Genomic DNA, 16,645 nt, shown 5'->3' with positions numbered 1-16,645 from the left:
GCCGACGTCGCACGGCCTGCCACGGCCGGCGGGTCGGTGTCATCGTCGGCGGCCGCACCTCGAGCTGCGGCGGGTCGCCGTCCTCCTGGGCGGGCCGGCGCCCACCCGCCCACGAGGACACGGACCCGCCGCACCGCGCAGCGAGCCCGCCGCACCGCACTGCACCGCGCAGCGAGCCCGAGCCCCCCGGGGAGGCGCGGGTCAGTGCGCCGAGTAGCCGCCGTCGACGAGGTGGTAGCTGCCCGAGATGAACGACGCCTCCGGGCTGAGGAGGAACAGCACCAGCGCGGCGACCTCGGCGTCGGTGCCGAGACGGCCGGCGGCGTGCTGCTGCTCGAGCGCGGTGAGCGCCTCGCCCGAGAGCGACGCGCGCACGAGGGGCGTGTCGATGAAGCCGGGGCCGACCGCGTTCGTGCGGACGCCGCGGGCGGTGTACTCGAGCGCCGCGACCTTGGTCAGGCCGACCAGGGCGTGCTTGCTCGTGACGTAGGCCGCGTTCTGGGCCAGGCCGACGGTGCCGAGCACCGAGCTCATGTTGACGACCGCTCCGCCGCCGGCCTCGACGATGGCGGGCAGCTGGTAGCGGAGGCCGTAGAAGACGCCGTCGAGGTCGACGCTGCGCACGCGGTCCCACGTGGCGACGTCGTACTCGCCGATGTCGGCCGGGGCGCCCGCGATGCCGGCGTTGTTCACGGCGAGGTGCAGGGCGCCGTAGGTCGTCTTCGCGAACTCGACGGCGGCGTCGGACTGCTCGGCGACGGCGGTGTTCTGCTCGAAGGCGGTCGCGGCGCCGCCCGCGGCGATGATCTCATCGACGACCGACTGCGCGGCGTCCAGCTTGATGTCGGTGACGACGACGGAGGCGCCCTCGGCGGCGAGCGCCCGCGAGATCTCGGCGCCGATGCCGCTGCCTCCGCCGGTGACGATCGCGGTCTTGTCGGTGAACCTGGCCATGGTGGTCCTTCTTCCTTCTGCGGCGTTCTCGCGCCGGCGTCCTGGCGCCCCTCGGGGCCCTGTCGTGGGGGCTCGTCGTCGAGCCGTCCACGACGATACGCCTGCATCGACCGATCCTCAACAGGTGTCGTCGATCTGCCCGAGATGTTTACTTAGCCGAGCTAACTGCTCATACTGGAGGGCGATGACCGACGTGACTCCCGCCTCCCCCGCTCCCCCCTCCGCCGCTGCCCCGCTCCGTGCGCTGCCGCACGCCCAGCTGGCCACGACGGTGCGCGGGTCGGTGCTGAGGCTGGCGCGGCGCCTCCGCCAGCAGAAGGCCGAGGCCGACGTCAGCGACGCGCAGATGGCGGCGCTCGGCTGGGTCTACCAGTCGCAGCCGCTGACCATCGGTGCCCTCACCGAGCACGAGGGCGTCACGCCGCCGTCGATGAACCGCACCGTCGGCAAGCTCGTCGAGGCCGGTCTGCTGGCGCGCCGGGTCGACGAGGCCGACCGTCGCCGCGTCGTGCTCGAGACGACGCCGGCGGGGTCCGCGTTCGTGGTCGAGACGCGCCGCCGCCGCGACGCCTGGCTCGCGCCCCGGCTCGCCGCCCTCACCCCCGACGAGCGCCGCACGCTGGCCGACGCGACCGAGATCCTGCGGAAGCTGACCCTCTCGTGAGCGCCATGTTCCGCTCGTTGCGCCTCTACAACTACCGGCTCTGGTCGGCCGGGGCGCTCGTCTCGAACACCGGCACCTGGATGCAGTCGACCGCGCAGGACTGGCTCGTGCTCACGCACCTCACCGACCACGACGCGACGGCCGTCGGCATCACGATGGCGCTGCAGTTCGCGCCGCCGATCCTCCTCGTGCCCGTGACCGGGCTGATCGCCGATCGCTTCGACCGGCGGCGCATGCTGATGCTGACGCAGGCGACGATGGGGCTGCTCGGGCTCGCGCTCGGGCTGCTGGTGCTGACCGACGTCGCCCAGCTCTGGATGGTCTGGGTCTTCGCGCTGCTGCTCGGCACGGCGAACGCGATCGACGCGCCCATCCGCCAGAGCTTCGTCTCCGAGCTCGTCCCGCCGGGGCACCTGACCAACGCCGTCTCGCTGAACTCGGCCTCGTTCAACGCCGCGCGCCTCCTCGGCCCCGCGGTCGCCGGCGTGCTGATCGCGGGGGTCGGCACGGGCTGGGTGTTCCTGATCAACGCGGCGTCGTTCGCGGCGGTGCTGGTGTCGCTGCGCTTCATCCGGGTGTCGCAGCTCGAGGCGAAGCCCCGGGTGTCGCGGGCGAAGGGGCAGATCAGGGAGGGGTTCCGCTACGTGCGCGGCCGCCCCGACCTCCTGGTGATCTTCGCCGTCATCTTCGTGATCGGCACCTTCGGCCTCAACTTCCCGATCTTCACCTCGACGATGGCGAGCGTCGAGTTCGGGGTCGACGCCAGCGGCTTCGGCCTGCTGTCGTCGTGCATCGCGGTCGGCTCGCTGGCGGGCGCCCTGCTCTCGGCGCGGCGCGAGCGGCCGCGGATGCGCGTGCTGGTGCTCGCGGCCTTCGCCTTCGGCGTGACCTGCACGGTCGCGGCGCTGATGCCGACGTACTGGAGCTTCGCCGCCGTGCTCGTCACCGTGGGGCTCTCGTCCATCACGCTCATGACGACGGCCAACGGCTCGGTGCAGCTGTCGGCGGCCCCCGAGATGCGCGGTCGCGTGATGGCGCTCTACATGGCGATCTTCACGGGCGGCACCCCGCTCGGCGCCCCGATCGTCGGCTGGGTCGCCGACACCCTCGGCCCGCGCTGGGCCATCGGCGTCGGCGCGAGCGCCGGCTACGTCGCAGGCGGCCTCGCGCTGGCGTGGCTGATCCGCCGCCAGCACCTGCGGCTGCGCCGGGGCGGGTCGGTGCTCCACCCGCGCTTCCGGGTCGAGCACGACGGCGACGGCCTCCGCGCACAGCGGGAGGAGACCGCCGAGGCGATGGCGGCCGACGAGGCCGCTGTCCGCCAGACGACGTAGCGACCGGCCGGGCCGCCGCGCGGTCGCCGCGGGGCGTACGCTCCCCGGCACGAGCAACCGGGTCGTCGATCGACGAGCCGAGCGACTCGGCGGCGGAGGGCCGGCCATGGGCAGAGCGACGGTCAGCGGCGTCGTGGCGATCGCCACCACGACCGTGGGAGGCGCGTTGGGCCTCGTCGTGCTCGCTCGCCTCGACCGCACGGCCGGCTCCGGAGCCGAGGCCGGCGGTGTCGCCACCGCGCTCACGCCGCTCACGACGACGGGCGCCGGGGCCGCCGCGACGCCGGTCGCCGCGGTGCCGTCGGCCGCGGCGACGGCCGGTGCCGGCGCGGCCGCGACGCCCGGTGCGGTCGACGGCACGGGCGCCGCGGGCACCTCCGTCGTCACCCCGCTGGCCGGCGGCGACTACGTCGGGGTGGCCCTGGCGCTGCTCGCGGCGGCCGTCGTGGTCGGCGGGCTCGTCGTGTTGCTCGTCGCCCTCGCGGACCGCGTGCTCGCCGACAGCCCGGACGGGTCGACGTTCGGCCGACGCCCGACGACGGTGACGCCGCCGCGGGTCGTCTCGGCGGTCGGGGCGACGACCGGGGGCGCCGCACCGGCAGCCGCCCCGGCGGGCGACCCGCCAGGAACGCTCATCCACTCCGGAGTGGATCAGCCGCCTGCGCCGGCGACCCCGCAGCACGACTGACCCGTCGCGCGTCGGCTCACCCGTCCCGCCGCCGCTCGCCCGCCTCCCCGACGCCTGACCCGGGCGTCTAGGCTCCCGGGGTGCCCACCTCGCCGCGCCCCCGCCGTCACCGCGCGGTCCGCGCCGCGCTGCTGCTGCTCGCCTCCGCCGTCGTCGCCACGGCCGTCGCCGGGTGCGCGGCGAGCGCACCGCAGGCGCCTCCTCCCGGAGCGACCTTCGACTACCAGCTCGGTGCCGCCTACGACCCACCGGCCGGCACCGACGTCGTCGTGCGCGACAGCACGGCCGAGCCTGCCGCCGGCGCCTACGGGGTCTGCTACGTGAACGGGTTCCAGACGCAGCCGGGCGTGGACTGGCCTGACGAGCTCCTCGTGCACCGCGCCTCCGGCGAGCTGCTCGTCGACCCCGGGTGGCCCGACGAGCACCTCTTCGACCTCGCCCGCCCCGAGACGAGGGCCACGGTCGCGGCGCGCATGACGGCCACGATCGAGGGCTGCGCCGACGACGGCTACGACGCCGTCGAGTTCGACAACCTCGACTCGTACAGCCGCTCGGAGGGCGCCTTCGGCCTCGACGACGCCGTCGCGTACGCGACGCTGCTCGTCGACCGGGCGCACGCCGTCGGGCTGGCCGCCGCGCAGAAGAACACGGCCGAGCTGGAGTCGCGGGGCCGGGACGAGGTCGGCTTCGACTTCGCGGTCGTCGAGGAGTGCGACGCCTACGACGAGTGCCCCGCGTTCACCGAGGTGTACGGCGACCGGGTGCTCGCGGTCGAGTACTCCGACGAGCTCCGCGACACGTTCGCCGGCACCTGCGGCCGGGCGACGACGCCGGCGAGCACCGTCCTCCGCGACCGCGACCTCGTGGGGCCCGACGACCCCGGCTACGTGTTCGAGCGCTGCTGACGGGCGCCCGTCCGCTCACGCCTCGCGCGTGATCTCCACCGTGACGAAGAGCGACGACGCCCCCGACCCCGCGTAGACGCCGCGCAGCGGCGGCACGTCGCGGTAGTCGCGGCCCTGGCCGACGACCACGTGCCGCTCGCCGATGTCGATGAGGTTCGTCGGGTCGTAGCCGTGCCAGGTGCCGCAGAAGTACTCGACCCACGCGTGCGACTCGCCCACGATCGTCTCGCGCAGCTCGGCCGAGGGCTTCGGGTGCAGGTACCCGCTCACGTAGCGGGCCGGGATGCCCGCCGAGCGGAGGGCCCCGATCGTCACGTGGGCGATGTCCTGGCAGACGCCGGCCCGGGCGGCCCAGCTCTCGGCGGCGGTGGTCTTCACGTTGGTGACGCCGGGCAGGTAAGACACCGCGCCTCCCACGGCCCGGCAGATCGCGAGGGCCGCCTCGCACGGCGCCGCCGAGCCCCGCGCCTCGGCCGCGAGCGCGACGAGGTCGTCGGGCGGCGTCGTCAGCGGCGTCTGCTCGAGGTGCTCGACGAACGGGGCGGTGGCGCCCGCGACCCGCGCGAGGTCGTCCCACCCCATGCTCGTGTCGGGGTGCGCGACGGGCCTGACCTCGACGAGCGACGTCGCGGTCAGCGACAGCTGCCGGTGCGGCAGCAGCACCTCGAACGACGAGACGCGGGTGCCCCAGTAGTCGACGTACTCGTGCGAGGCCGCGACGGGCTCGATGCGCAGGTGCGACGAGAGCACGTACTGCCCCTCGGTGTGCGCCGGCAGCATGCGGGCCTCGTTGTAGCTGGCCACCGCCTCCCCGGCGTACGAGAACCCGGTCAGGTGCCGGATGCGCAGGCGGCTCACGCGCGGCCGCCGACCCAGGTCGGTGCCGCGCTGGTCGGGAAGTACCGCTGGCGGATCGCCTCGGAGGCCGCGCTCGTCGCCGCCTGCACGCTGTCCATGTGGCCGGGCAGGTCGTCGAGGATCTCGCCGATGGGCCGGTACTCGAGCTCGCTGCGCATCTGGCCGAGGATGCGCACCCCGCTGTCGGAGGCCGCCACCCGGTGGTTCGTCGGCTCCACCTCGCGGAGGCACATCTCGGCGCGGCTCACCGCGAACAGGACGCTGCGCGGGAAGAGGCGGTCGAGCAGGAGGAACTCCGCCGCGTTGCGGGCGCTCGGCACGCCCCGGTAGGTGCGCAGGTAGGCCTCGTAGGCGCCGCAGGAGCGGAGGATGGTCGTCCACGACGGGCCGGACGCCTCGGTCAGCGTGCGCGTCGCGAGCAGGCGGGCGGTCATGTCGGCCCGCTCGATCGACCGGCCCAGGGTGAAGAAGTGCCAGACCTCGTCGCGGCTCGTGGCGCTCTCGATGATGCCGACGGCGAGGGCGCTGCGCTCGCGCACCCAGCCGAAGAACTCGTGCACCTTGTCGCCGGCCACCTTGCGGGGCATGCGCGCCCTCGTGGTGTTCAGCGACTCCCACAGCTCGGTCGAGACGATCTCGCGGGCCCGTCGCGCGTTCTCGCGGGCGGCGCCGAGCGAGTAGGCGATCGAGGCGGGGTTGTGCCGGTCGACGGCGAGCATCGCGAGCACGTCGGCGCGGGTCAGCGACACGTCGGCGGGGGCCTCGCTGCCCATCACCGCGAGGAGGCTGCGGCAGGCGGCGTCCTCCTCGATCCACGGGTCCTCGAGCAGCAGCTGCAGGTGCACGTCGAGGATGCGCGCGGTGCCGTCGGAGCGTTCGATGTACCGACCGATCCAGAAGAGGCTCTCGGCGATGCGGCTCAGCATGATTCCCTCTCGGTGGTGGCGCGGTCGTCGTTCGGTCGCTGTCGGTGCCGCTGTCGGTGTTGCTGTCGCTGCTGCTGTTGCTGCTGGACGTGCTCCTGCTGCTGCTGGGCCTGCTGGTCGTTGCGGGGGTCGTCCTGCGGAGCGTGGTCGGGGCTGTGGTCGGCGACCGCCGGGGTGCCCGCCTCCGCGGCGGTCACGATCGGGATCGCGGCCGTGGGCGTCGTCTGCTCGGCGATCAGGGCGCTGACGTCGTGCCCCGCCCAGGCGTTGACGTCGCCGCCGACGATCCAGGTGTCCTTCGAGCCGCCGCCCTGGCTGCTGTTGACGACGAGCTGCCCCTCGGGCAGCGCGACCCGGGTGAGCCCGCCGGGCAGCACCCAGACGTCGTCGCCGTCGTGCACCGCGAAGGGCCGCAGGTCGGCGTGCCGGGGCCGCAGCCCCTCGTCGACGAGGGTCGGGATGGTGCTCAGCTGCACGACCGGCTGCGCGATCCAGCCGCGGGGGTCGCGCTGCAGGCGGGTGCGCAGCTCGTCGAGCTCGCGGCGGCTCGCGGCCGGGCCGACGACGAGGCCCTTGCCGCCCGAGCCGTCGACCGGCTTCACGACGAGCTCGTCGAGGCGGTCGAGCACCTCCTCGAGGGCGCCCGGGTCCTCCAGCCGCCACGTGTCGACGTTCGGCAGCAGCGCCTCCTCGCCCAGGTAGTAGCGGATCAGCTCGGGCAGGTACGTGTAGACGAGCTTGTCGTCGGCGACGCCGTTGCCCACCGCGTTCGCGATGGTCACGGTGCCGAGGCGCGCCGCCATCAGCAGGCCCGGCGAGCCGAGCACCGAGTCGGCGCGGAACTGCAGCGGGTCGAGGAACTCGTCGTCGACCCGGCGGTAGATGACGTCGACCCGCTCGGGGCCGCCGGTGGTGCGCATGAAGACGCGTCCGCCGGAGCAGTAGAGGTCGCGCCCCTCGACGAGCTCGACGCCCATCAGCCGGGCCAGCAGCGTGTGCTCGTAGTACGCGCTGTTGAAGACGCCGGGCGTCAGCACGACCACCGTCGGCTCGTCGACGCCGGACGGTGCGCTCTTCTTCAGGGCCGCGAGGAGGCGGTTGGGGTAGTCACCCACCGGCCGCACCCTCATCGAGACGAAGAGCTCGGGCAGGGTCTGTGCCATCACCCGCCGGTTCGAGATCACGTAGCTGACGCCGGACGGCACCCGCACGTTGTCCTCGAGCACGCGCCACGCGCCGGCCTCGTCACGCACCAGGTCGATGCCGCTGACCTGGATGCGCGCGCCGCCCGAGGGCTCGATGCCCGCGGCCTGCCGGTGGAAGTGCGACGACGAGGTGATCAGCCGCGCGGGGATCACGCCGTCGGCCACGGCCCGCTGCGCGCCGTACACGTCGGAGAGGAAGGCCTCGAGCGCCCGCACCCGCTGCGCGACGCCCTTCTCGACCGAGGCCCACTCGGGCTGCTCGATCACGCGCGGCACGGCGTCGAGGGGGAAGGGGCGCTCCTCGCCGGCGAAGTCGAAGGTGACGCCCTGGGCGAGGTACGAGTCGGCCAGCGCGGCGGTGCGGTGCCGCAGGTCGTCCTGCGTCATGCCCTCGAGCGTCGCGTGGATCTCGTGGTACGCCCGGCGCGGGGTGCCGTCGCGCTCGAACATCTCGTCCCAGGCGCGGGCGGGCGGCATGCGGTCGGCGGCCTGCCGGGCCGCGGCCTGGCGGGCGCCCGAGCCGACGCCGAGGGCCCCGGCGGCAGCCCGCAGGCCCCCGCCGCGACGGCTGCCCGGGTCGGCCGTGGCCGCGTATCCGTCGAAGAGGTCTCCCATGGCTCGACGGTATCCACGGGGTGTTGCGGGGGTGTTTCCGCGGCGTTGCACGCGGGGACGAGCTCGCTGTGGCGGTGCCGAGCGAGCGGTCGTCGGTCTGGGCGCCGCCGCCTCGGCCTCGGCCTCGGCCTCGGCCGCACCGGCCTCCGCCGCGCCGTCCCCCGCGCGGGGCTCCCCCGGTCTGGGCGCACCCGCTCTGGGGCTGCAGCGCCCGGGGCCGCGCGACGTAGCGTCGCAGCGTGGACCAGATGACGATGACCGAGGCGCTCGCCTCCGCCTCCCAGCCCGACGAGCAGCGCCTCCTCCCGATCGGCGGCACGGCGTGGCCGCGGCACGACGCGATCGACCACTTCCTGCACCCGACGGGCTGACCGGGCGATCCCTGCCGACGGGGGGGGGCGACTCCTCTCGGGCGCGACGCCGTCGCCGCTGGCCGCACCCGGCGATCTCATGCTCGTGGGCGAGCCGATGCGCAGCCTCAGGGACTAGCGTCGGGACGAATCGCACATCGTTCCACTCGGGAGGACCCCATGAGTTTCCGTTTCCTGTTCATCGCCGTCATCGCCTTCGTCGCGTACACCTTCGGAGCCAAGGCCGGCCACGGCCGCTACAAGGAGATCGCGAGCTACTTCGGCTCGTTCTGGAACGACCCGCAGGTGAAGAAGGCCCGCAAGAGCGCCGGCAAGAACGTCGCCAAGGCCCGCAAGGTCGCCGCGAAGAAGGCCAAGAAGCGCTGGAGCTGAGCTCCGCAGACGTCCGCTGAGCTCGCCCCTGCGGGCGGCTCGGCGCGAGGACGCCCCGTCACGACCTGGTCGTGACGGGGCGTCCTGCCGTTCGGGGCGGGCTCAGTCGAGCAGGCCGGCGCTGTACTGCCAGAGCATGTCGGCGGCCTCGGGGTCGAGCGCGTACGCCTTGACGCCGACGCGCGGGCGGTCCTCGGAGAAGGGCAGCGCCTCCTCGACGTCCTCGAAGTAGCGGCCCCCGACGCCCTCGACGAGCGGCGACGCGGCGACCAGCACCGAGGTGGCGGCGCCCTGCTCCGGCGTCTTGAACGCGGGGTTCGGGGTGCCGTCGGCGTCGCGCCAGCCGCGGTCGAGGATCTCCTGCTCGGGCATGTGCCGCTGCAGGGCCGTCATGATGCCGCCGGGGTGCACGGCGTTGGCGAGCACGCCCTCGTCGGCCCAGCGCTGGGTGACGCCGACCGCGAAGAGCGAGTTGGCCGTCTTCGACTGGCCGTAGGCGGACCACGGGTCGTAGGGGCGGCGCTCGAACATCACGTCGTCGAAGACGACGGGCGAGTAGTGGTGGCCGGTCGAGCTGAGCGAGACGATGCGCGACGGGGCTCCGGCGTCGTCCGCGCCGGCGACGAGGGCCGACTTGAGGGCGAGCGACAGGGCCATGTGGCCGAGGTGGTTGTTCGAGAACTGGAGCTCCCAGCCCTCGGGCGTCCGGGTCTCCGGCGTGGCCATGACTCCGGCGTTGTTCACGAGGGCGTACAGCGGGCCCTGCCAGGCGTCGGCGAAGGCGGTGAGGGAGTCGCGGCGCTGCAGGTCGAGGACGGCGTGCCGCACCGTCTCGCTGCCGGTGCTGCGGCCGATGTCGGCCGCCGCCTCCTCGCCCTGCTCCGGGCGTCGGACGGCGAGGGTCACCTCGGCGCCGGCCCCGGCGAGGGCGCGCGCCGTCTCGAGGCCGAGGCCCGAGGCGCCGCCCGTGACGACGATGCGGCGGCCGGTGAGGTCGACGCCGTCGACCACCTCGGCGGCGGTCGTGGCGGCGGAGAACGGGGTGGTGAGACGTGTCATGCGGTGAACGGTAGCCCCGGGGTCTGTGGCCGGGGTCTGTGGCCGGGTCCGTGCTCGGCCCCTCGACGGCCGGGGGTCAGGCGGAGCGGCCGGCCCAGGCGTCGACCCGCTCGAGGACGCCGCGCTGGAGGTCGAGCGAGGCACGCCAGTCGCCCGGGCGCCGGAGTCCGTGGTCGGCGCCGGGCACGGTGACGAGCTCGAGGCCGGAGCCGCCCAGGCCCTCCGGCCGCCACCACGCGTCGACGTCACCCCCGACGGCCAGGTGCTCGGGGCCGGCGGCGTCGAGCGCGGCCCGCACGGCCGGCTCGGTCGTCAGCGGGGTGAGCCACGCGCCCGGCAGGCCTTCCCGGAGCGCCCACGGCAGGCACCAGGTGCCGAGCGACTTGGCGACGACGTGGGCGGGCCCGGTGGCGCCGGAGGCGCGGGCCGCGTCGAGCGCGGAGCGCGCCTCCGCCGTGACGAACGCCTCCGGGTCGCCCTCGGCGGCGGCGTCGATCGTCCACGAGACGACCTGCACGTGCCAGCCCCGCTCGGCGAGCAGCGCGACGGACCAGGCGAGCACCGGCGCCTGCGCGGTGTAGCCGGCGCCGGGCAGCACGAGGGCGACCGGCGACGCCGCGTCGAGGCCGGCGGAGGCGGTGGTCGAGGTCACGGGGCGAGCCTAGGAGGCGGCGGGTGCCACGGGCTTCTCGAACCAGTGGTCGGCGTAGCGCTCGTCGTTGAACGGCGACACCTCGACCCAGCCCTCGGCGCGGTAGAGGCGGATCGCCTCGACCAGCGTCGCGTTCGTGTCGAGCCGCAGCAGGGTGACGCCGCGCTCGACGGCCCGGCGCTCGAGGTCGCGCAGGAGGCGTCGGCCGAGCCCAGCTCCCCGCACCGCCCCCGAGACCCACACCCGCTTGACCTCGGCGGAGCCGTCGTCGTGCAGCTTGAGGGCGCCGCAGCCGACGGGCTCGCCGCTCCGCGTCGCGAGCACGAAGAGGCCCTTCGGCGGGCGCATCGACGCCGCCGTGGTCGGCACGGCCGCGGCGGGGTCGTAGCCGACGTCGAAGCGGGCGTCGATCTCGGCGAGGTACTGCCCGAGGCACCAGACGGCCCTCGGGTCGTCGGGGTCGACCTCGGCGAGCTCGATCGCGGCGGGGTCCGGGCCCCTGTCGGGAGTCGTCATCCGGCGACCTCAGCCGGCCCGGCGGTCCTCGCGGTGCCGAGCGACGAGGGCTCGCCCGTAGATCACCGCCGCGACGTAGTGCCCGATCAGCCCGAGCAACAGCACGAACGCACTGATCAGGATCATCACCTGGCCCGCGACGTCCAGGCCCTCCGAGCCCGCGACTCCTCGCCACTGGTCGACGGCCGCGTGGCCGACGAGCAGCATCAGCAGCCCGACGAAGATCAGGGCGGTGCGCACCTTGCCGACCCGCGTGACCGGGAAGGGCGCGCCGCCGAAGCGCACCAGCGCGTAGAGGCTGAGCAGCACGTCGGGCAGCAGGATCAGCACGACGACGGGCCAGTTGAGCAGGTCGCCCAGCGCGAGCGAGACCATCACGACGATCACCGTCAGCCGGTCGGCCACGGGGTCGAGCCAGCGACCGAGCTCGGACGTCGCGCCGGTGCGCCGCGCGACGAACCCGTCGAGGAAGTCGGTGAAGAACACCACGGCGATCACCAGCAGCGACGACCAGTAGTGCGCGCCGACGACGAGCACGACGAAGACGGGCAGCAGCAGGAGTCGCACGGCCGTGATCGCGTTGGGCACGGTCCGCCACTCGTCGGTGCGGAACAGACGGTCGACGAGCTGCACGACGTCCTCTCGGGTCACGCTCCCGGCGGGTCGCGGGGGCGCTCCGATCCTACGGGGCGCGCCGCGGCGGGTGGGCGGGCGAGGACGGGAGGCGCGAGCCCGGTCCGCGAGGAGCGCGGCGGGTCCCCGTCCTCCTGGGCGGGCCGGCGCCGACCCGCCAGCGGGGACACGGACCCGCCGTACGCGCGGGCGCACGGGCGCACGACCCGCTCGGCGGCCAGCAGGGCGTTGCTCCAGGATCGCTCCTCCACTCCGGAGTGGAACGGCCTCCCCCGGCGCCCCGGCCACCGCTCAGCGGAGGCGGCGGGTCGCCGTCCTCCCCGGCGGGCTGGCGCCGACCCGCCCGCGGGGACGGCGACCCGCCGCACTGCCCGACCAGCGGCGGTTCAGTACCCGTAGTCCTGCAGGCTGCCGGGCGACGTGTCGCCGTAGAGGTACGCGTAGCAGAGCACGCTCCGGTCGCCCTGGCCCCAGCTCTGCTCGGTCGGCGTCAGGTAGAGGTACTCGACCTCCGACTCCTCCCACGGCAGCCCGATGAACCCCTCGAAGGCGCCGTAGCAGAGGTCGTCCGCCTCGGCCGCGGTCTCCTCGTCGCCGGGGTACGCGTCCGCGTCAGTGAGCTCGTCCTGCAGGTAGACCTCGTTCTGGTGCTCCTCGTCGCACGAGCGGAGGTCGACCATCGAGACCTCCTCCGCCGTCGCGTCGGCGCCGCCGAACGAGAAGCAGTCGCCGACCGTGAGCTCCTCGATGCCGGTGTCGGGCACGGCGTCGGGGTCGATGCCCGGGTCCGACCCGGCCGCGACCTCGCTCGACAAGGTGTCGATGCCGCTGAGGACCGCGGCGGAGACGCCCCCGAGCACGAGCACGGAGGCGGCGATGATGCCGCCGATGAGCAGGCCGCGGTTCCGCGGCTTCGCGGGGGCGGCGGGCGCCCAGGCGCCGTAGGCGGGCGCGGCGCCGTAGGCGGGCGCGGCGCCGTAGGCGGGCGCGGCGCCGTAGCCGCCGGGCGCGCCGTAGGGCGACGCCCCGGGGGCGGCCTGCGGCACGTACGCGTTCGGCACGGGCTGGCCCGCACCCTGCCCGGCCCACGCCCCGGGCGAGGGCGTCAGCGCCTGCGTCGGCTGGGGGACGTACGGAGCGGGCGCCGGCGCCCCGAAGACGGCGGGGCTGGGGATCGCGGGAGGCGCGGCGGGGCGCTCCCGGGCGAACGGAGCGTCGGCCTCGGCCGGGCCCACGGCGTCGACCCAGCGCCAGACCGACGCGACGGCTGCGTCGGCGACGACCCGCGCCTCCGCGTCCAGGGGCACGGCGAGCGACTCGCGCGACCGCTGGTCGGGCGGGGTGACGCCCGACTGGTCGGCGTAGAGGCCGGCGACGAACCACTCCCGGCCGTCGTCGGCGAGGTCGAGCCAGAGACGGTGGCCGAGGCGCAGGCGGAGGGCGGCACCCGGCGCACGGGTGCCCGGGTACTCGCTCGCGACGTCGGTGAGCTCGAGACCGGAGAACTCGTGGCGGAGGAGCGCCGCGACGCGCTGGTGCGTCGGCGGCAGGTCGGCATCGGCCACGGTGGTCCCCTTCGGCGGCGTCGTCGGGGTCGACCGCCTGAGGGATCGTAACGCGCCGCGGGCTCGCGGCGCGCCGCCCCCTTCGCGGGACGCCCGGCCCCGCGGCGACCAGGGGTCGCGGCGAGGCCGGGCGTCGGGCCGAGCGAGGAGGCGCGGGTCAGTTCGAGACCGTCTCCAGCGTCGGGTAGTCGGTGTAGCCGGTGGCGCCCTCGGCGTAGAACGTGGCCGAGTTCGGCTCGTTCAGCTCGGTGTCGCCCTGCCAGCGCGCGACGAGGTCGGGGTTCGCGATGACCATGCGGCCGACCGCGACGGCGTCGGCGTGGCCGCCGCCGACGAGCTCCTCGGCCTCGGCCTTGTCGGTGACGACGCCGAAGCCGCTGTTCAGCACGACGGGGCCGCCGAAGCGGGCCCGGAGGTGCTGCACGAGCTCGCCGCGGGGCTCCGCGTGCAGCACGCTCAGGTAGGCGAGGCCGAGCGGCGCGACGCCGTCGAGCAGGGCCTCGTAGGTCGCGGTCACGTCGGCGAGGTCGGTCTCGGCGACGTCCTGGATGTTGTGCATGGGCGAGATGCGCATGCCGACACGGCCGGCGCCGATCGCCGCGGCGACGGCCGTGGCAGTCTCGACGCCGATGCGGGCGCGGGCGGCGGGGCTTCCGCCGTACTCGTCGGTGCGCACGTTCGACACGGGCGAGAGGAACTCGTGCAGCAGGTAGCCGTTGGCGCTGTGCAGCTCGACGCCGTCGAGGCCGGCCTCGAGGACGGCGCGCTTCGACGCGGTGACGATGTCCTGCACGACCTGACGGACCTCCTCGGTGGTCAGCTCGTGCGGCACCGGGTAGGCCGACTTGCCGCTCGGCGTGTGGATCTCGCCGTCGATCGCGATGGCGCTCGGGCCGACGACGCGCTCGGTGCCGGTGACCTCGGTGTGCGAGACGCGGCCCGCGTGCATCACCTGCATGACGATCGTGCCGCCGGCGGCGTGCACCTCGTCGGCGACGCGCTTCCAGCCGGCGACCTGCTCGTCGGTGACGATGCCGGGCTGGCCGGTGTAGCCCTTGCCCTCCACGGTCGGGTAGGTGCCCTCGGTCACGATCAGGCCCACGGTCGCGCGCTGGCGGTAGTGCTCGACGATCAGGTCGCCGGGCACGTCGCCGGCGTCGGCGCGCATGCGGGTCAGGGGCGCCATGGTGACGCGGTTCGCGAGGGTGAGGTCGCCGAACGAGGCGGAGGAGAAGAGGTCCACGGAGGGTCCTTTCGTCGGGGATGAGGACGGGGCGCGACCGCGGGTGCGGCGCACGGAGGCAGCGGCGCCCGCGAGGGCAACCGGAGGTGCGGGGAGGGCATTCCGCCGCGACGGCGCGGCGACGGGACTCTCAGGAGGAGCGCAGGTTCGACCGCCTGCAGTCAGCTGCGGGAGCGGTAGCGGCGCGTCAGGCGGAGAGGCGTCGGAGGGGCGTCACGCGTCGAAGCCGGTGCGCACCGCGGCGATGTCGTCGCCGCCGTGGCCGCGGTCGGACGCACGCCCGTAGAGGCCGGCCAGCGCCTCCAGCAGTCCGGTGTCGACGGGCGTGCCGTCGGCCGCCTCGCGCATGAGGTCGATGTCCTTCCGGATGCCGTCGAGGGCGAACTGCGCGGGGTACTCGCCGGCGATCATCGTCGCGCCCTTGACGTGCGCGTACTGGCTGTCGGACTGCCCGCCGGCGATGGCGTCGAGGAAGAGCCGGGGGTCGAGCCCGAGAGCCTGCGTCAGGGCGAGCGACTGCGCGGTCGCCGCCGTGATCGACGCGATCCAGGCGTTGGCGGCGAGCTTGAGCGCCGTGCCCTGGCCCACCTCGGTGCCGGCCACGACCGTCTTCGCACCCATGGCGTCGAGCACGGGGGTCGCCCGGGCGACGAGGTCGGGGTCGCCGGCGGCGAGCATGACGAGCGCACCCGTCTCGGCGGGCTTCTTCGTGCCGAGCATCATCGCCTCGACGAGCGGCACGTCGAGCTCGCGGGCGAGGTCGACGACCTGGGCGGTGGCGGCGGTGCCGATCGTGCTCGCCTGGACCCAGAGGGGCGCGCCGTCGGCGGAGCGCGCGGCCCGGCCGCCCTCGCGGAGCACGTCGAGCACGGCGGGGCCGTCGAACAGCACCGTCACGACGACGTCCGCGTCGGCGACGGCCTCGGCGACCGTGTCGACCACGCGGGCCCCGTCGTCGGCGAGCGGCTCGGCCTTGGCCCGGGTGCGGTTCCAGACCGTCACGTCGAAGCCCTCGCGGAGCAGCGTTCTGGCGACGCCGCCGCCCATGATCCCGGTGCCGATGACTGCGACGTGCATGCCCTGGTGCTCCTTGCCGGCGGCCGTCGTGCGGCCGCGTCGATGTGCGGGGGCGGGCTGGTGCACCGCCGAGGTGCACCGTACGCCGGGCGGCTCGGGGCGCGCCCGGGGACACGGGGAGGCGCGGGTCGGCCGCCGTGGGGAGCGGCCCCGGCAGGGCGGCTCAGTCGACCGCGTCCTCGCCCACCGGGTCGCGGCGGATCGCCCGCCGCACGCGCTCGACGACGGAGGGGTTCGGCGGCTCGTTGTACGTGCCGGCGAGCTCCTGGCCGCTGAGGCGCGCGATGGCCGCCATCACCTCGTCGGTCGCCTGGCGCCGGGCGCGGCCCGACTTCGCCTCGCCGTGGTGCGACAGGTCGATCGGCTCGCCGAACTCGACGGTGAAGCGGGTCAGGCGCGGCAGGGTGGAGCCGACCGGCTGCAGCTCCTGCGTGCCGGTCAGGGCGACGGGCACGACGGGGGCGCCGCTCGTGAGGGCGAGCCAGGCGACGCCCGTGCGGCCCTTGTAGAGACGGCCGTCGAGCGACCGGGTGCCCTCGGGGTAGATCGCGAAGGCGGCCTCCTGCGTCAGGCGCTCGAGCCCGAGATCGAGGGCGTGCTGCGCGGCGGAGCCGGCGCCGCGCTCGACGCCGATGGCCCCGATGCCGGTGAAGAAGGAGCGGCGCAGCCGGCCGCGGAGGCCCGTGCCCGTGAAGTAGGCGTTCTTCGCGAGGAACGACACCTCCCGCGGGGCCATCAGCGTGATGACGACGCTGTCCATGAACGACAGGTGGTTGCTGGCGAGGATGACCGCGCCCCGCTTGGGAACGTTGCGGCGGCCGACGACGCGGGGCCGCCAGAGGAGGCGCACGAGGGGCGCGAGGACAGCCCGGCTGACGAAGGTGAGCACGCTCCAGGGTGCCCGACGCCGCATGCCCGGGCGGGCATGCTCGCCGGGCGTCGACGGCCGGTGCACGGGCGGCGGGTGACGGCCGGAGGCGCGGCGGGCGAGGGGCGGGCGGGAGGCGC

18 protein-coding genes are annotated in these 16,645 nt (G+C 74.9%); 6 read left to right on the top strand and 12 right to left on the bottom strand.

All coding sequences use genetic code 11. The features are described from left to right. Positions 1-201: 201 nt before the first annotated feature. The gene (locus FHR77_RS00240; protein ID WP_167257895.1) at positions 202-954 is read right to left on the bottom strand and encodes an SDR family NAD(P)-dependent oxidoreductase; all 753 of its coding nucleotides are present in this window, start codon (positions 952-954) and stop codon (positions 202-204) included. Positions 955-1,138: 184 nt separating this feature from the next. On the opposite strand from FHR77_RS00240, the gene FHR77_RS00235 reads away from it, so the two are divergent. The 4 genes from FHR77_RS00235 (at position 1,139) to FHR77_RS00220 (ending at position 4,545) form a co-directional block, all read left to right on the top strand. Further along, positions 1,139-1,618: a MarR family winged helix-turn-helix transcriptional regulator gene (locus FHR77_RS00235; protein WP_082514130.1), complete on the top strand. Its 480-nt coding sequence runs from the start codon at positions 1,139-1,141 to the stop codon at positions 1,616-1,618. Continuing rightward, positions 1,615-2,952 (top strand): MFS transporter, encoded by a 1,338-nt coding sequence (locus tag FHR77_RS00230; RefSeq protein ID WP_167257893.1) that lies wholly within the window; start codon positions 1,615-1,617, stop codon positions 2,950-2,952. Before FHR77_RS00235 ends, FHR77_RS00230 begins: the two co-directional genes overlap by 4 nt. Before the next feature lie 106 nt (positions 2,953-3,058). Beyond that, a complete protein-coding gene (locus FHR77_RS00225; protein ID WP_167257891.1) occupies positions 3,059-3,640 on the top strand; it encodes a hypothetical protein in 582 nt (193 codons plus the stop codon). Positions 3,641-3,720: 80 nt separating this feature from the next. Beyond that, positions 3,721-4,545: an endo alpha-1,4 polygalactosaminidase gene (locus FHR77_RS00220; protein WP_167257889.1), complete on the top strand. Its 825-nt coding sequence runs from the start codon at positions 3,721-3,723 to the stop codon at positions 4,543-4,545. Positions 4,546-4,560: 15 nt separating this feature from the next. On the opposite strand, the gene FHR77_RS00215 is transcribed toward FHR77_RS00220, so the two are convergent. From FHR77_RS00215 to FHR77_RS00205, 3 genes are read right to left on the bottom strand one after another with little or no spacing between them, the layout of a single operon-like run. Further along, positions 4,561-5,403, bottom strand: a complete 843-nt coding sequence (locus FHR77_RS00215) for a transglutaminase family protein (RefSeq protein WP_056052028.1) — start codon at positions 5,401-5,403, stop codon at positions 4,561-4,563. Next, positions 5,400-6,329, bottom strand: a complete 930-nt coding sequence (locus tag FHR77_RS00210; RefSeq protein ID WP_167257887.1) for an alpha-E domain-containing protein — start codon at positions 6,327-6,329, stop codon at positions 5,400-5,402. The genes FHR77_RS00215 and FHR77_RS00210 overlap by 4 nt, the downstream gene beginning before the upstream one ends. Continuing rightward, positions 6,323-8,149 (bottom strand): circularly permuted type 2 ATP-grasp protein, encoded by a 1,827-nt coding sequence (locus tag FHR77_RS00205; RefSeq protein ID WP_167257885.1) that lies wholly within the window; start codon positions 8,147-8,149, stop codon positions 6,323-6,325. Before FHR77_RS00205 ends, FHR77_RS00210 begins: the two co-directional genes overlap by 7 nt. Positions 8,150-8,388: 239 nt before the next feature. On the opposite strand from FHR77_RS00205, the gene FHR77_RS16275 reads away from it, so the two are divergent. Both FHR77_RS16275 and FHR77_RS00200 read left to right on the top strand, forming a co-directional pair. After that, the gene (locus FHR77_RS16275) at positions 8,389-8,520 is read left to right on the top strand and encodes a hypothetical protein (protein ID WP_255354126.1); all 132 of its coding nucleotides are present in this window, start codon (positions 8,389-8,391) and stop codon (positions 8,518-8,520) included. A gap of 159 nt (positions 8,521-8,679) precedes the next feature. After that, a complete protein-coding gene (locus FHR77_RS00200) occupies positions 8,680-8,892 on the top strand; it encodes a hypothetical protein (RefSeq protein WP_056052024.1) in 213 nt (70 codons plus the stop codon). Positions 8,893-8,994: 102 nt separating this feature from the next. Here the strand turns inward: FHR77_RS00200 and FHR77_RS00195 are convergent, their stop codons facing one another. From FHR77_RS00195 to FHR77_RS00160, 8 genes are all read right to left on the bottom strand, one after another. After that, positions 8,995-9,951, bottom strand: a complete 957-nt coding sequence (locus FHR77_RS00195; RefSeq protein WP_167257883.1) for an SDR family NAD(P)-dependent oxidoreductase — start codon at positions 9,949-9,951, stop codon at positions 8,995-8,997. Between the two features lie 76 nt (positions 9,952-10,027). After that, positions 10,028-10,603 (bottom strand): hypothetical protein, encoded by a 576-nt coding sequence (locus tag FHR77_RS00190; protein WP_167257881.1) that lies wholly within the window; start codon positions 10,601-10,603, stop codon positions 10,028-10,030. A 9-nt stretch (positions 10,604-10,612) separates the two neighbouring features. Next, positions 10,613-11,119, bottom strand: coding sequence for a GNAT family N-acetyltransferase (locus FHR77_RS00185; protein WP_167257879.1), 507 nt, complete (start codon positions 11,117-11,119; stop codon positions 10,613-10,615). A gap of 9 nt (positions 11,120-11,128) precedes the next feature. After that, the gene (locus FHR77_RS00180; RefSeq protein ID WP_167257877.1) at positions 11,129-11,770 is read right to left on the bottom strand and encodes a CDP-alcohol phosphatidyltransferase family protein; all 642 of its coding nucleotides are present in this window, start codon (positions 11,768-11,770) and stop codon (positions 11,129-11,131) included. A 368-nt stretch (positions 11,771-12,138) separates the two neighbouring features. Further along, positions 12,139-13,317 carry a septum formation family protein gene (locus tag FHR77_RS16490; protein ID WP_167257875.1) on the bottom strand — a complete coding sequence of 393 codons (1,179 nt, stop codon included), beginning with the start codon at positions 13,315-13,317 and terminating at the stop codon, positions 12,139-12,141. A 157-nt stretch (positions 13,318-13,474) separates the two neighbouring features. Beyond that, positions 13,475-14,560 carry an oxidoreductase gene (locus FHR77_RS00170; RefSeq protein ID WP_167257873.1) on the bottom strand — a complete coding sequence of 362 codons (1,086 nt, stop codon included), beginning with the start codon at positions 14,558-14,560 and terminating at the stop codon, positions 13,475-13,477. A 213-nt stretch (positions 14,561-14,773) separates the two neighbouring features. Beyond that, positions 14,774-15,703, bottom strand: a complete 930-nt coding sequence (locus tag FHR77_RS16485) for an NAD(P)-dependent oxidoreductase (protein ID WP_341777156.1) — start codon at positions 15,701-15,703, stop codon at positions 14,774-14,776. A 97-nt stretch (positions 15,704-15,800) separates the two neighbouring features. Continuing rightward, positions 15,801-16,550, bottom strand: a complete 750-nt coding sequence (locus tag FHR77_RS00160; RefSeq protein WP_056052002.1) for a lysophospholipid acyltransferase family protein — start codon at positions 16,548-16,550, stop codon at positions 15,801-15,803. Positions 16,551-16,645 lie beyond the last annotated feature (95 nt).

It is taken from the genome of Frigoribacterium endophyticum, assembly GCF_011759585.1.
GTDB lineage: Bacteria > Actinomycetota > Actinomycetes > Actinomycetales > Microbacteriaceae > Frigoribacterium > Frigoribacterium endophyticum.
Note: the sequence above shows the minus strand (reverse complement) of the source record. Positions and strands in the feature narration are given on the sequence as shown.

Bases quoted from the DNA above. Each gene is read 5' to 3' on its own strand.
- FHR77_RS00200 (WP_056052024.1), top strand. From the start codon at position 8,680: ATGAGTTTCCGTTTCCTGTTCATCGCCGTCATCGCCTTCGTCGCGTAC.
- FHR77_RS00160 (WP_056052002.1), bottom strand. From the start codon at position 16,550: ATGCGGCGTCGGGCACCCTGGAGCGTGCTCACCTTCGTCAGCCGGGCT.
- FHR77_RS00235 (WP_082514130.1), top strand. From the start codon at position 1,139: ATGACCGACGTGACTCCCGCCTCCCCCGCTCCCCCCTCCGCCGCTGCC.
- FHR77_RS00210 (WP_167257887.1), bottom strand. From the start codon at position 6,329: ATGCTGAGCCGCATCGCCGAGAGCCTCTTCTGGATCGGTCGGTACATC.
- FHR77_RS00240 (WP_167257895.1), bottom strand. From the start codon at position 954: ATGGCCAGGTTCACCGACAAGACCGCGATCGTCACCGGCGGAGGCAGC.
- FHR77_RS00225 (WP_167257891.1), top strand. From the start codon at position 3,059: ATGGGCAGAGCGACGGTCAGCGGCGTCGTGGCGATCGCCACCACGACC.
- FHR77_RS00205 (WP_167257885.1), bottom strand. From the start codon at position 8,149: ATGGGAGACCTCTTCGACGGATACGCGGCCACGGCCGACCCGGGCAGC.
- FHR77_RS00195 (WP_167257883.1), bottom strand. From the start codon at position 9,951: ATGACACGTCTCACCACCCCGTTCTCCGCCGCCACGACCGCCGCCGAG.
- FHR77_RS00185 (WP_167257879.1), bottom strand. From the start codon at position 11,119: ATGACGACTCCCGACAGGGGCCCGGACCCCGCCGCGATCGAGCTCGCC.